General features: G+C 37.7%; 10 protein-coding genes and 1 tRNA gene. 5 read left to right on the top strand and 6 right to left on the bottom strand.

Annotated elements, in window-relative coordinates; all coding sequences use genetic code 11:
- Nucleotide 1: 1 nt before the first annotated feature.
- Nucleotides 2–145 (bottom strand): hypothetical protein, encoded by a 144-nt coding sequence (locus ACSQ6I_RS14760; protein WP_438891072.1) that lies wholly within the window; start codon nucleotides 143–145, stop codon nucleotides 2–4.
- A gap of 293 nt (nucleotides 146–438) precedes the next feature.
- Here ACSQ6I_RS14760 and ACSQ6I_RS14755 point away from each other — a divergent pair, with 293 nt between their 5' ends.
- From ACSQ6I_RS14755 to ACSQ6I_RS14745, 3 genes are all read left to right on the top strand, one after another.
- Nucleotides 439–762 carry a hypothetical protein gene (locus ACSQ6I_RS14755; RefSeq protein WP_438891071.1) on the top strand — a complete coding sequence of 108 codons (324 nt, stop codon included), beginning with the start codon at nucleotides 439–441 and terminating at the stop codon, nucleotides 760–762.
- Between the two features lie 48 nt (nucleotides 763–810).
- On the top strand, nucleotides 811–1794 hold the full coding sequence (locus ACSQ6I_RS14750; protein ID WP_438891070.1) for a caspase family protein: 984 nt from the start codon (nucleotides 811–813) through the stop codon (nucleotides 1792–1794).
- A 121-nt stretch (nucleotides 1795–1915) separates the two neighbouring features.
- Nucleotides 1916–5305, top strand: coding sequence for an AAA domain-containing protein (locus tag ACSQ6I_RS14745; protein ID WP_438891069.1), 3390 nt, complete (start codon nucleotides 1916–1918; stop codon nucleotides 5303–5305).
- A 10-nt stretch (nucleotides 5306–5315) separates the two neighbouring features.
- Here ACSQ6I_RS14745 and ACSQ6I_RS14740 read toward each other — a convergent pair whose 3' ends face one another.
- On the bottom strand, nucleotides 5316–6575 hold the full coding sequence (locus ACSQ6I_RS14740; RefSeq protein ID WP_438891068.1) for an SUMF1/EgtB/PvdO family nonheme iron enzyme: 1260 nt from the start codon (nucleotides 6573–6575) through the stop codon (nucleotides 5316–5318).
- 196 nt (nucleotides 6576–6771) lie between these two features.
- Nucleotides 6772–6942, bottom strand: a complete 171-nt coding sequence (locus ACSQ6I_RS14735) for a hypothetical protein (protein WP_438891067.1) — start codon at nucleotides 6940–6942, stop codon at nucleotides 6772–6774.
- A 147-nt stretch (nucleotides 6943–7089) separates the two neighbouring features.
- Between ACSQ6I_RS14735 and ACSQ6I_RS14730 the strand changes: the two genes are divergently transcribed.
- Nucleotides 7090–7332: a hypothetical protein gene (locus tag ACSQ6I_RS14730; RefSeq protein ID WP_438891066.1), complete on the top strand. Its 243-nt coding sequence runs from the start codon at nucleotides 7090–7092 to the stop codon at nucleotides 7330–7332.
- Here the strand turns inward: ACSQ6I_RS14730 and ACSQ6I_RS14725 are convergent.
- From ACSQ6I_RS14725 to ACSQ6I_RS14715, 3 genes are all read right to left on the bottom strand, one after another.
- Nucleotides 7282–8343: a transposase gene (locus tag ACSQ6I_RS14725; protein WP_438888595.1), complete on the bottom strand. Its 1062-nt coding sequence runs from the start codon at nucleotides 8341–8343 to the stop codon at nucleotides 7282–7284. The genes ACSQ6I_RS14730 and ACSQ6I_RS14725 overlap by 51 nt on opposite strands.
- A 748-nt stretch (nucleotides 8344–9091) precedes the next feature.
- Nucleotides 9092–9165, bottom strand: a tRNA-Pro gene (locus ACSQ6I_RS14720).
- A gap of 187 nt (nucleotides 9166–9352) precedes the next feature.
- Nucleotides 9353–12880: a PAS domain S-box protein gene (locus ACSQ6I_RS14715; RefSeq protein WP_438891065.1), complete on the bottom strand. Its 3528-nt coding sequence runs from the start codon at nucleotides 12878–12880 to the stop codon at nucleotides 9353–9355.
- 200 nt (nucleotides 12881–13080) lie between these two features.
- On the opposite strand from ACSQ6I_RS14715, the gene lipA reads away from it, so the two are divergent.
- Nucleotides 13081–13950 carry a lipoyl synthase gene (gene lipA, locus ACSQ6I_RS14710; protein WP_438891064.1) on the top strand — a complete coding sequence of 290 codons (870 nt, stop codon included), beginning with the start codon at nucleotides 13081–13083 and terminating at the stop codon, nucleotides 13948–13950.
- The last annotated feature ends 35 nt before the right edge of the window (nucleotides 13951–13985 follow it).

The raw sequence follows: 13985 nt of genomic DNA, 5'->3' as shown, positions 1-13985 counted from the left end.
TTTAAACTCCATTCTTGCCTAGCTGCAATGCAATGTGGCGATTATCAGTATTTTTCAATATCTGAAGTAATTTTGATAAATCTTCTTCAGAGTGTGTCCCTTCCGTGATTTTGTTAATAATCAGTTTTAATTCGTCATCTATCATAGTTTTAATATTTTGGAATCGTAAATATTAATGAAGATTGTAAATAGGTACAATTTTGTCAGACTCTCGTTTTTTCAGGTTGAGCAGAACAGCTAAATTTAGAGATTTACAACTTACTTTAAATTAATAATGAGTAATATTAGCAGCCCTAGAAACACAATCAAAATTATTAATAATTGTAACCCTGATAAACTTATTTTTTCTTCAACAAGAAATTCTCCCATAGAATTACTGATGGCTTTTAAATTTTTAGTTGAGCGATCAACAAATGAATACATTCCTGTCAAATAGTTTTGAAAATCAAACTTTTAACTACTACCCAACCTGCGATCGCACCTTTTACAGAAATAACCTTGGGAGTTGTCAAATTACTAGCTCAACGTCATGAAAACGTTGCTGTACAGAAATTTTACCTGGGACTAGATTTTGAAGATTCAGCAATGGGTTGTCGTTTAGCTGAGGGTAATTATATTGCTGTGCAAGTTGCAGATGAAACAGTAATTGACTGGAACAAATGGATTTACAAACCGGAAATAGGTGCGATCGTACATAAGGCAGACAGTTCTAAACTACCTTATAACTATGTAATCTTCCGCATCAGTCGGTATGAGGAATAACCAATTTACTTTGCAATTAATTTTTTTATTTCATAGGAAGAAATTGACATGACAGAGAAATTTATTCACGGTTACGCCTTACTAATTGGCGTTGGAGAATCTGCTTATAGTAAATTATCGTTGCCTGTAACTGTCAAAGATACCCAGGCAATTTACGCTGCATTAATTGATCCTGAATTGTGTGCTTATCCTGATGACAAGGATCATATTCGGATACTCAATAACAAGGATGCAACCAAAGCTGGTATTTTGGATGGATTAAATTGGTTAAAAGAAAAAGCAGAATCTGACCCTGATGCTACTATATTCGTTTATTATTCAGGACATGGCTGGGTAGACAAAAATACAAAACGATATTATTTATTGCAGCATGACATTAAACCTACTAAAATTTCAGGTTCAGCATTATCAGCAGCGGATTTTACAGAAGCATTACGCCAAATTCAATCTGAACGTTTGTTAGTTGTTATTGATAGTTGTCATGCAGCAGGAATGGCAACTTCTAAAGATGCTGACTTGATACTAGACAAAAAATTTGATGAAGAATTTGAAGATTTTATCCGAGTTGCTCCATCTAAAGGCTTTATTAATGAGTTGAAACAAGGAAAAGGCAGATTGGTTTTCACTTCTTCTGAAGGCGAGCAAAAATCTTGGATAAAACAAGATCAAAGAAATAGCATATACACTTATCACTTTCTTGAAGCTTTACAAGGTGCTGGTAACAAACCAGGTGATACAGAAGTGCGGGTTTCTAATATCATGAATTATCTTGGACAAGCAGTACCTGAAACTGTGCGTGATTTGTATAAAGTGGAACAAGTTCCTCAAAATGATATGACAGGAGGAGATTTTGTGATTGCCAAGCTTCGAGGTGGTAAGGGTTTACCTGATAAAGGATGGGAAGAAGTGAAGCCTGAAGCGACACAGACTATTTACAAAATTGCCGATGTGATACATCAACACGGTAAATATATTACTAACATTGTAAAAGCGGAAGGTATTCATATTGGTGATGTAATTCACAACAGTTAATTTTTTTGGTGAAACTAAGGATGAATAATGACTACCTCTTTGTTAGTAAATTACCTTGGTTTTAATGTCGAGTGATGAAACACATAACAATTAAATCCAGTAAACTGACTTGGAGGTAGTTTTGAAGGAAGCTAGTAAGATAGATGCTATTCTTGACGCATGGTTAGAGTTCATTGCTTTAGTAGATTTTAACAATGCCACAGTTCCAGGTAAAGAGGCAGTGTTGAGTGGTGTAGAGCTAGATGGTAATTATGTAAAAATTAACAAAGCTACTTTTTCTGACATAAAACGGAAGGTCAGTGAAGAAACTGGTCAAGAAGAAACTATTTGGGTTTTATCTTTTCCTCAACTCTCGAAAGTCAACCAAGGGGCATCTGAATATTATCCTTTGTTTAGCTTAGATGTGACATCTATCCTGAAAGGAGAATATCAAGAGCAAGGATGGAATCTTGAAGAATTGGAATTAGTAGAGGCTGGAGAAAACTTAGCGAGATTTCTAAACCTTGATGATGAACAGAGACAGCAGTTAAATACTCAAGATGGGTTCGCACAGTTTCTCAGAAGTACCTTTGGAGTTGAATTTGACACCTATGAAGACTGGATGAATAAACTACAGTCGTCTCCATATAAAATTGAACGCAAGTCTTATTTATTCAAGTTTAAGGTAAGTACCTTTCATCGCAATCTCAAACCTGATTTAAAAAACATTCAGTCTAGTCGTAAAAATTGGTTGAAATCAAAGCATCCAGCCTATGAATATTTATTTGGAAAGCCCCAACTTCCAGCCCACAAGATAACATACATGGGAGCTTTCCCAATTTATCCACCAACTAATTCGCAATTAAAAGCAATAAAACACGCCCAAACTGAATTAATAACAGCAGTCCAAGGTCCTCCTGGTTCTGGGAAAACTACTCTCATTCTTCATGTTATAGCCCAGCAAGTTGTTAAACGTGCGCTCAAATTGGTGGAAACTGGGGAAGACATAAATAACCTGACAGTTGTTAGCAGCACTGTAAATAAAGCTGTTGAAAATGTTATTGAAAAACTAGATGAGTATTTGAAAGAAAACCCTTTAGAAGAACAGTTTTTTTATCTAAAAGGAGGAAGTACAACCAATATTAAAGCTCCAGGAGCAGCTAAAAACACTCTCCAAATTGCTATTACCGAATTACTAGATAAACAAAGCTTCGACGAAAATATCTATAATTTCCTGGCTGAAGAAATTAACATAATAGCATCAAGTTTAAAAGTTCAAGAAAATAACTATTTAAACTTACGTCATCAACGTGATGTGGACGAGGAACGACAACCCCAGTTAAAGAAGAAGATTCAACAGCTTGAATTAGAAATAGAAAGTTTGAAAATTACGAAAATTCAGTCTGAGAGAAAGGCTAAGGACTTAGACTTGTATGAACAACTTCCAACAGAAGTCTATAGAAAAATTCAGCTAATTTTTGAGAATGCCAAATCAAAGCTGCCTGAAAGTAGTTTACCTTGGTGGAAAAAATTAATACTTTGGCTAACTCGCAGTACAGAAAAACAAATTTTGTTAAAAATTACTGCTAGATGTGAAGAATACATTTTACAAACCATTGATACTCCCTTTTCTATTAAAAACCCCAATAATAGGAGTATCTTGATTCAAGAATTAAATTTTATTAAGACCAGACTTGAAAAAGTTAAGGAATTGCAAAACGTACAAAATATATTAATAGAAGTTACTGATAAGATTCACACTTATACTAATGAGTATAATGCGATGACCGCAGAAGTAACAGTATTGGAGAGCAGATTGAACAATCCATTACAAGATTTTTATGATTACTTTCATATTGATAATCATGAAGAACATAAGCGATTATTTGAATTGTCACGGCAGTTGCTCAAGCAGGAGGCATTACGAAATAAAGAAAATGTGAAAAAGGCTTTAATTGCCTATTCAAATTTTATAACTGGCGATTATAGAATCCGCCGAAACTTTTCCCAGAATTTAGAGAAATTAGAAAAAACTATAAAAGCTGTAAGTTTAATATTTCCAGTTATTACTACCACGTTGCTGTCAGTAAGAAATATGCTACCGTGCGTTATTGACTGCGTTGATAGAATTATTGTAGATGAAGCTGGAATGATCCCACAGCATCAAACATTTCCTTTGTTGTTCAGGTGTCGCAAAGCTATTATTGTGGGAGATCCACTTCAGATTGAACCTATTATCAATTTAACTAATCAAAGACGCGAACAATACCGTCAGGCAGCTTTTACTGAAAAAAGGTTATCTGAACTTGATTATCATCTTTACAGTCCTGAAGAAACAGACCGAGCTACTACCTATCATCGAGCAGCGGGAGCAAGTGGAGAAGATGGCGAAGTAGGTCAAGGAATTCGGCTAGTTGAGCATTACCGTTGTCAGCCTAATATTATTCAATTTTGCGATCGTATCGTAGGATATGGGTTAGAAGTAAAGACAGCACCTGTATCACCTTTATTAGAAACCAATCTAATTGCATACCATGTCGAAGGAAGTATACAGGGAAATTTCAATACAGAAGAGGTAGCTGTAGTTACGGAAGTAATCAAACATCTAATTGGTCAAGGTTATTCATTAGAAGATATAGGTGTTATTTCACCATTCAGCATTCATGCTCAAGAATTAAGCAAGAGGCTGCTAAAACAACCCGAATTTTCTGGCTTAAAAGCAAATGCAATTGGGACAATTCACAAATTTCAGGGTTCTCAAAAGCGAGTAATAATTCTATCTACAAAAGTATGCAGACTACAAGATAATTCAAGCTGTGATTGGCTTAACTCTAAACCCAATCTTCTCAATGTTGCTGTATCTAGAGCAGAAGAACTGTTTATTTTAGTTGGCAATCTTTATAGGTTAGAAAAAGCCCAAGGTTATACCCGTCAACTTGTTGAACATATTCGGGAAAATGGTGAAATTTATGAGTACAAATCCACAAGTGAAATCCCTAAACAGCAGCCTGGAGCTACCCTCATTCTTGATTGTGAACATTTAGAGATTTTAAAAACAGCTATTGATGAAGTTCAAGAAGAAATAATAATTGTTACACCTTGGATTCGTGGGTCAAATAAGAACTCAGAACCAGAACAGTTTGCTAAGTATATAGTTTCGGCTTTACAAAAAGGGGTGAAAATAGAAATCATTTATGGTTATATGAGTGCTGATGGAAGTGATGATATTGACATTAAAGCTGAAAATCATTTGAGAAAATTAATTCCTCAATATCCAGGTTTAAAACTATATCCTTTAGGAAAAGAAGAATTCAGAGAGAGTAAAGGTACAAATCAGAGAATTCTAATTTGTGACTCTCAATTCGCTGTTATTGGTAGTTGGAATTGGCTCTCTCACCCTTATAGAGATTACTGTATCAATAATCGTGGTAAGACAAAAGCTCAGATTCGCCAAGAAACTAGCGTAAAAATTTTAGAATCGGTTTTAATTTCCGAACTCAAATTAAACGTAAAACAATATTTACAAGTTTAGCTAAGTGATTTCAGTTACAACAGACTACTCGAAAACCAAATGATCTATTGCGGGTGCTGGGATTTTCAAAATAGCGAGAGGCTGAACGGCAATAACTACAATTATAATCCCAAGAACCACCTCGAAGCATTCTATATTCTGGATTCCCATCTATTTCCCATACACTGCCATCTGATGGTGCATCTTGATAGTCCCCATGTTGATAATCAGCACACCATTCCCAAATATTGCCGTGCATATCGTATAATCCAAAGCTATTAGGAGGGAAAGTAGCAACTTCAGTAGTTTGACTCCGATGAACTACATTAGTTTTTTGTTCTTCACTGAAATTTGCTAAACTTCTCGTAATTTTTGAACCAAAATAAAATGGATATGTCATATTACCACGACAAGCATATTCCCATACGGCTTCACTAGGTAAACGGTAAATTCTTCCTGTTTGTTTTGATATTCGAGCGCAAAATTCTTGTGCTTCGTACCAAGAAATGCAATCTACAGGTAAATTATCTCCCTGAAAATAGGATGGGTCAGGGTTGAGGTGGCGATTTATTTTTGGTAGGTTTGCAATAGCCTTCCACTGCGCTTGAGTAATGGGATATCTACCCATAAAGAAGGATTTTATATTAACTAAATGTTGAGGACGTTCATCTTCTTGTGATCCTTCTTCCTCTCGTGATGCACCCATTGGAAAATTCCCACCTTGAATAGAAACCATTTCCAGTACAACACCATTTCCTAAATCTTCTAGAAAATACTCAGCCTGTTTGCGGTCACGCTTTGTTTCTCTTCCTTGAAAATCTACAGTTACCACTTCAAACTCGAAAATATTAAGCTCTGGGGGTAGTCGGCTAACTTGCTTATGTGAATTAGTGTTGACTAAAAACTTTTCTGTTGGGGTTTTAGGAGAAAAATTAGATGAAATCGAAACTTGGCTTTTCTGGAGAAATTGTTGTAACTGGCGGAGAATTATCTTTGTTTCTTCGTCTATACCTTGGTAGGTTATGCGATCGCCAATATGAACTCCATTTCCTTCTGCAAGGTTAACAATGTAATTTGCTAACTGCACCTGATTTTGACAATTAACTGTCTTTAAACATTGCCGTAGTAAATTAATATCGTTTTCATTTCCGCTACCGTCCAGGATACGGTCAAGTATTTTTACTAACTCATCAGGTGCAGGAATCCCTTCAATATATGTATGAGTATCTGTTTGAGCTACAGAATAATGAAAGTTTTTTTGCTGCTCGATTTTAGATTCTGATTTTTCCATTGCTGCGGTTACTTATTTGAAGGCATATTTGCTGAAAGTTGAATTTCGCAAGTACGTGAGGAAATTTATGGTCTTGTTATTCATGAGACCATGAGTCTCATAAATCAGAGTACAAAATATTAACCGAGAAAACAGGGATCAAAAACTTCAAAACTTCATATTTTTCAAGTAACCGAGCTATTTGGGCTATAGCCCTTTAACTCCCCTGTGACTTACCACCAGGCGAATCTTTTTTTTGCAACCAATCTCTAATCGCCTCCTCCAAAGCCGCAGTTTGCGTCACTTCCAGACGCGCACAGGCAATTTCAAAGGAGATTTTTATATCTTTAGGGACTCTTCCCCTAACCTCTCTAGTTTCTTCTGCCATCCTAATTTGAAGCCCAAGCTTGCGGCTTTTATTTTTGCACAGTCTTTGAGAAAAAAAACATTTGCGCTATTGCGCTATAATTAGGACAAGTAAAAAAATAATCAACAATCATGTCACGTTTCTCAAATCCACAAAATCAAAGACACCATGAGCGTTATCACAATTCAATGTCGCTTGGTTGCTGAAGAAGACAGCCTCTGTCAACTATGGGAATTGATGACTGAAAAAAATACACCATTCATCAATGAAATATTGCTACAGATAGGAAAACACCCAGAATTTGAAACTTGGCTAGAAAAAGGTAGAATACCTGCTGAATTACTCAAAACACTTGGTAACTCATATCTTGCACCTGGAAATAGTAATGTCAATTCCGTGACTAAATGCTAGAGGACGAAGGCGTTCAATATCAAGTAATAATAAAGACAATAATAAAATAGGAAAAAAAGTGGACAGAGCAAGAAAAGCAGCTTGACCCCAATCAAGAGTATGAGGATAATATTCAGCTAAATAAGTCCAATGTGCTAATAAATAGGCAGTCACAGATAAGATTAACCAACGATAAATACCCAAGAGAGTACATTGTCCAAATTTGTCTAAACCAAAGCGATGTTTAGCAGTTTTAAACCATCCTTCTATTTGCCATCTTCGCTTACCCCACCAAGAGATAGTTGCAGCCTTGAGTGGTATTGTAGAAATAACATATCTCTTGATAAACACACCTTTATCAGTTTTGAAATAATACCAAGAAATAGTAACAGGAAAATCTAAACCAACAAGTTTTAACTGTTGTCCACGATGACATAAATCCTTAACTGAGCGACCATCAACCAATTTACGATTACAAGCAATTCCGAGAATAGCGTGATATTTAAGTTGACGAATACCATGAATAAACTCCTTAGTACCAAAAGCCGAGTCAGCCAGGATTTTCAGATGAAATTGCCTGGTAAGTTGTTTCGGTAAACGACATACCATTTTTAAAGCTAATTGAGCTGGAGTTGTTGAACATGAACCTCTCCACACCCGGAAATTCCAAGGAATACGCCATTGTCCAACAACTAAATACAAGACAACTAGATGTAAGCCTCGTTTATGATTGTAAATAGTAATTAAGTGGTTAAAAGCCTTAAATTTACCTGTTTTTTCTAAGGTAGTTAGATCAATGATTACTTGTAAGAATGGTTTACGTCCCCGTCTGCATTCACTCAAAATTAGTTCAATTACTGTTCGACGCAGATGACGAATTATTTGACGAGTAGACCAGTTATAGTGATTTAGAAATCGGCTTAAAGCACTTTCTGATTTAGTTTTACTGTAATGTGGTAAAGGTTTTCCTTGAGCTTCTAGAAATAATCCTAGCATTGCTTCTAAGCTATCTCGTTGATAGTGGGTAGGCATGAATGCTAGGATTGTGCACATTAAGGAATGGACACGGGCAAGAGTTGCTTCCATAGTTCTTGCTATTTATGTTGTTTAATACACCCTTTTTCGCATTTTTACTAATCAATTTAAATTATCTTTGTGCAGATTTAATTACTGCTAGTTTTGTGTATGTTAGCAGTTATTTTATGTAGACTATATGTTATTTATTGTCTCAGTATTTTAATTTATTTATCCAAGTCTGGATGTTATTTTTATTCTCTCATTTTCGGTTAATACTGTCTCCCTTAACCAGGTGCAAGATATGAGCTGCTGTTTCAACTACCATCCCGACTAGGGGTGGGTTGAAAGATTACAGTCGCGGCTATTGATGATTTATTTTATCAGGGGTTTCAACTACCATCCCGACTAGGGGTGGGTTGAAAGCGACAGGTGAAATCAATTGTCCAACGAATGAACAATTGAGTTTCAACTACCATCCCGACTAGGGGTAGTTTAAAGCTAAAGAGCAGCTTTTTTTGTTGATATTTAAAGATATATTTTTCAATGGGAGGGTTGAAAGGCGCACTTCGTTCGGGATTATTCTAAGATTTTTTAGTATACTTAGAAGTGCAGTGGAATCAACTCCATTTCATCAAAATAACGACATTAATTTGCGAAAACCCAGCATCATTAAATTGACTCCAAAAAACAGCACCCGCGACATTAATCTGCGAAGAACGACACTAATTTGCGAACTGCGACATATATTGTGCGAATGTACAAATCGGGATGACTGGATTCGAACCAGCGGCCCCTTCGTCCCGAACGAAGTGCGCTACCAAGCTGCGCCACATCCCGTCATAAAAATTCCAATTATCATGCCATCATATCACAAAAACCCTTAAATAATAAAAATGTCTTACTCCCTACAATAGACATCTACGGTAATTAAATGTGCGTGGCTTGAAACCCTTGTAAAGAAGTTCCACTGGAATGTCTCTACAATCATTTTCACGCTCTTGTCTAATACAAAACCTATCTCTGCTTATGGGTTCTGTCCACAAAGATAGGTTTGTGCTAGTTTCATAATCTGCTCAAAGGCAAAGTTTTGGGTGAGTTGCTCTAAACTGAGAGCCAGAGATGAGTATTCAGGGGGAATTTGCTGAATCAACTGCTCCACTGCTGTTTGTTCACAAGATACCGAAGCTTGACGGAGTTCAACTACCCAAGCTTGAGGCATAACCGCTAAATCTTCAGCCGTTAACGCTTGCTTGAGGACTAATGGGGGTGGCTCTGGATTTTCGTAGGTGTAGCATATATCCAGATGTTCAGCCATTTTACTAAACAAGGTTTCGGCTCGAAAGGGTTTACTGATATAGTCATTACAGCCTGCCTCCAGGGCAAGATGGCGATGGCTTCGCTCTTCGCTATCATCGTTAGAGGCTTGAGCCGTAAGGGCAATAATGATAGTAGATTGATCTGGTTGCTCAATAGCTCGAATTTGTTTCGTCACTTCATACCCATCCAATCCTGGCATCCGAATATCCATGTAGATGAGGTGGGGTTGCCATTGTTGCCATAGGGAAATAGCTTCTTCTCCATTTACGGCTTCTCGCACCTCCAATTTCAGTTTACCGAGCAGTTTTACCAGAAATAGCCGATTTAAAGCCTGGTCATCCACGACTAAAATCCGATAATTAGGTTGGTTGGTTGCTAGTCCTGTAACTCTTTGAGTCGGTTTTTTAGGTTTTATATGGGTTCCCGTAATTACCACAACTGGAATTGTGAACTGAAATGTGCTGCCCTTTCCTAACGTACTGTTGAGCATAATTTCCCCACCCATTAACTGCACTAACCGACGACTAATGGTGAGTCCGAGTCCTGTTCCTTCCTGAAGGCTCTGTTGACCTGCTGGTGCTTGGGTAAAGGCATCAAAAATTATATCTAAATCTTGGGGAGCGATACCGACTCCGGTATCAATAACCTGGAATTGTATGTAGGAGAGGTTATTAAATTCATGACTGAATTTTGTTGGCTGATTTGCTAAGGAAACAGATAGATAAATGCTGCCTTTTTGAGTAAACTTAATGGCGTTACCAATCAAATTAATCAATATCTGTTGCAACTTTTGAGGATCAACAATGATGTATTGAGGAACTTCTGGTAAAATTTCCTGGTGCAACTGCAATTTCTTATTTCTTACTTGCTGACTAAACATACTGTTTAATGAGTTAAGCAGTTCAAATAAATCAATCTCTTGTTTATCCAAAGTCATGATTCCAGCTTCAATTTTGGATAGTTCAAGAACTTCATTGATCAGCCTAAGTAAATGCTCTCCACTGCTATAAATGAGTTTTACCTGTTCTTGATGTTCTGGGAGTAGGGTAGAGTCCCAATTCATGAGTTGAGCGAATCCCAGAATAGCGTTGAGGGGAGTGCGGAGTTCGTGGCTCATATTTGCCAGAAAAGCGCTTTTAGCATGGTTCGCAGCTTCTGCGGCTTCTTTTGCTTGTTGGAGTTCTAATTCAGCTTGAACGCGATCGCTCACATCTTGGACGAAAGATAGAATAGAAATCAGATTACCAAATTCGTCTAGAAGAGTTGAGTTAAACCATTGACAGTGAATTACAGAACCGTCTTTTCGATAATTGCGATTATTACAAATACTACTTTCTTTACTTACTAATCTTTCTGCTTCAGATTTTACTTGATCTAAATCTTCCTCAAAAATAAACTGCCAATCGAGCATATTTTTATTCAATACTTCTGCTGCACTCCAGCCAAAAATTTCTTCAGCTTGTTTTGACCACTCTTTAACTTGAAATTGATCATTCCAGATAATAGTTGCTAAGGGAGTATTTTCAATATGAAAGGTAATCTGATTGTGGGCTTGTTCTAGGGCAGCTTCGACTTGTTTTCTTTCGCTGATATCTTGGGCAGTACCTAGGATTTTGATCACTTGATTATTTTCATCTCTAGCAAAAACCACATCGCGCGATCGCAACCAACACCAAGAACCATTTTTATGCCGCATCCGATATTCAGTAGTTAAAATTTCACCATCGCGAGCAATTTTCCAGTGAGCCATATTTCGAGACAGCAAAGGCAAATCTTCAGGATGCAAGATGTCTAAGAAAAACTGAGAACCCCCTTGCAAAAACTCTTCAGGTGTGTATCCTAAAATCTCTATGGACTGACGATTGACATATAGATTAGCCCAAGAGATTGGGTTCAAAATATAGAGAATTTGCGGTGAATAATCCGTAACTTGTTGGATAAAGTGATTGCTTTCGCGTAACTCTGCTTCAGCTTTTTGGCGTAAACGAAGCTCATTGTAGACATTGCTAATGTCTTTAAAAACTGAAAGCACAAATATATCATCCTCTAGCTCGATCAACTCTGAAGAGAGCAATCCAGTTTTGATTTCTCCTGATTTGCTGCGCCACTCCATTTCATAATTGTGAATTGTCTGCTGAGTTTGTAACTGATGGTAAATTTCTTGTGCTTGTTGGGAATGAACTATCAAATTTAATTCATCTATTGTATGACCGATTACTTCCTCATTGGTATAGCCTGTGAGGGTAAGAAATTGGTCATTTACAGCCAGATAACTTCCATCTCTAAGATTGATAATAGTAATGGGGTCAGGGCTAGCACAAAGTACTTTTGCAAATTTTTCTTCTGATTTTTGAATAGCTTTTTGGAGTTGCTCACCCATGCGATTAAAGGATTTTGCCAAAATCTGCAACTCTGCTATTACTTCATTTTCCGGTAAAGGTTCCTGCCATTTTCCGTCTGCTAAAGCTTGACTAGCTCGACTTAGCTGAATAATTGGTCGAGTAATCCAACCTGCTGTAAGTATTCCCATGCCGGTGACGATAAATAATGTCAACCCACATAACAGAATCGTGGAATTGGTATTTGCCTGAATTTCTCCCATAAAGTCAGACGCAGGAATGACTGTCACCACCAACCAATCGAGACCGTATTCATCTCCGTAAGGATCAATATGAGCAAACAGCGTCTCTCCTCTAAACGCTACTTTAAGATGTTGACTAGCTCGAATTTGCTTTAGATCACCATATTGCTGCTGTAGTTGTGCCGCAACTGCCTTTGTCCGGGCATCCTGACTCTGGGTAGCAGGTAACTGTATCGGTTGTTTTTTGTCGTGCTTGATAAAGGGGATTTCTAGGGTGGATGTGGCAACCAAATTGCCAGAACGCTCCAGGATAAAAGTTTGTCCCGAATGTGAGAATTTCAGTTGGCTCAAAAACTTACTGATATCTGACAACGTAGTAGCAGAGGCAAAAAACTGGGTATTGCGGTGATTGACTGCCACTGCTTGTTGTTGAGTGTGCAGGGAGGTATCGAGGCGATCGCTAATCCGGTTCGCTGTTTGATCCATCAACTTATCTGCCAAGTTTTCTACTGCCACCTTTCCGCTGCGGTAGGACAAATAACCTACCAGTCCAACAACTCCCACGATTTGCAGCATAAATGGCACAATCAACAAAGTTTTTAGTGGCACCTTGCCGAAGTTCTTGGCAATCCAGTTGACAGAGAGATAATTCATCTTTCCGGAGCAAATAAACTGAACTTTAACATTGCTTTATTACTTAAGCAGAAATTAACCCATAACAATTAGACATAGTGCGAAGGGTTAGAGCAAATTCCCGAATTTTTCCACTGATTACCTCATCTCCAGTTCCTTTCCAACCCTGGACTTTGCTTGCTACCATTATATTTGTATAACTTCAGTGGTAAAAGTGGATTGTGACTGTAAAACCAGACTGGTTGCGGGTAAAAGCGCCTCAGTGGGAGCGCGTCGGTAACGTTAAAGAAATTTTGCGGGATTTATCGCTCAATACTGTTTGTGAAGAAGCGTCCTGTCCCAATATTGGCGAGTGTTTCAATGCTGGTACTGCCACATTTTTAATTATGGGTCCAGCTTGTACTAGGGCTTGTCCTTATTGTGATATTGATTTTGAAAAAAAACCTCAACCTCTAGATCCGACCGAACCTACGCGACTAGCAGAAGCTGTCCGACGAATGCAACTTAATCATGTTGTGATCACTTCTGTGAATCGAGATGATTTACCAGATGGTGGTGCATCTCAGTTTATTCAGTGTATTAACGCAGTTCGTGCCGTATCGCCTAACACGACAATTGAGGTGCTGATTCCTGATTTATGTGGTAATTGGAATGCTCTGGAAATCATTCTTCAAGCTGCGCCAGAGGTTCTAAACCATAATACAGAAACGATATCACGCTTGTATCGTCGAGTACGTCCCCAGGGTAATTATGAGCGGACTATGGAATTATTACAACGCTCTCGCCAAATTTCTCCCAGCACATACACCAAATCGGGGATTATGGTGGGCTTAGGTGAAACTGATGCTGAAGTTCGCCACGTTATGCAAGATTTACGAGCCGTGGATTGTGATATTTTGACAATTGGGCAATACCTCCAACCCAGTCAAAAACACTTGCAAGTAGCTGATTTTATCCCTCCAGAACAATTTGCAGCTTGGAAAGCTTATGGAGAAAAAATAGGTTTTTTACAAATTGTTTCTTCACCATTGACAAGAAGTTCATATCATGCGGAGCAAGTTAGGGAGTTAATGAAACTCTATCCACGATAGGGTGATGGGGAAGCCATACTCCTGTAAGGGTGTAT

The organism is Anabaena sp. WFMT, assembly GCF_051781005.1.
Taxonomy (GTDB): Bacteria; Cyanobacteriota; Cyanobacteriia; order Cyanobacteriales; family Nostocaceae; genus Anabaena.
Note: the sequence above shows the minus strand (reverse complement) of the source record. Positions and strands in the feature narration are given on the sequence as shown.

Bases quoted from the DNA above. Each gene is read 5' to 3' on its own strand.
- ACSQ6I_RS14760 (WP_438891072.1), bottom strand. From the start codon at position 145: ATGATAGATGACGAATTAAAACTGATTATTAACAAAATCACGGAAGGG.
- ACSQ6I_RS14750 (WP_438891070.1), top strand. From the start codon at position 811: ATGACAGAGAAATTTATTCACGGTTACGCCTTACTAATTGGCGTTGGA.
- ACSQ6I_RS14740 (WP_438891068.1), bottom strand. From the start codon at position 6,575: ATGGAAAAATCAGAATCTAAAATCGAGCAGCAAAAAAACTTTCATTAT.
- ACSQ6I_RS14735 (WP_438891067.1), bottom strand. From the start codon at position 6,942: ATGGCAGAAGAAACTAGAGAGGTTAGGGGAAGAGTCCCTAAAGATATA.
- ACSQ6I_RS14730 (WP_438891066.1), top strand. From the start codon at position 7,090: ATGAGCGTTATCACAATTCAATGTCGCTTGGTTGCTGAAGAAGACAGC.
- ACSQ6I_RS14725 (WP_438888595.1), bottom strand. From the start codon at position 8,343: ATGCCTACCCACTATCAACGAGATAGCTTAGAAGCAATGCTAGGATTA.
- ACSQ6I_RS14715 (WP_438891065.1), bottom strand. From the start codon at position 12,880: ATGAATTATCTCTCTGTCAACTGGATTGCCAAGAACTTCGGCAAGGTG.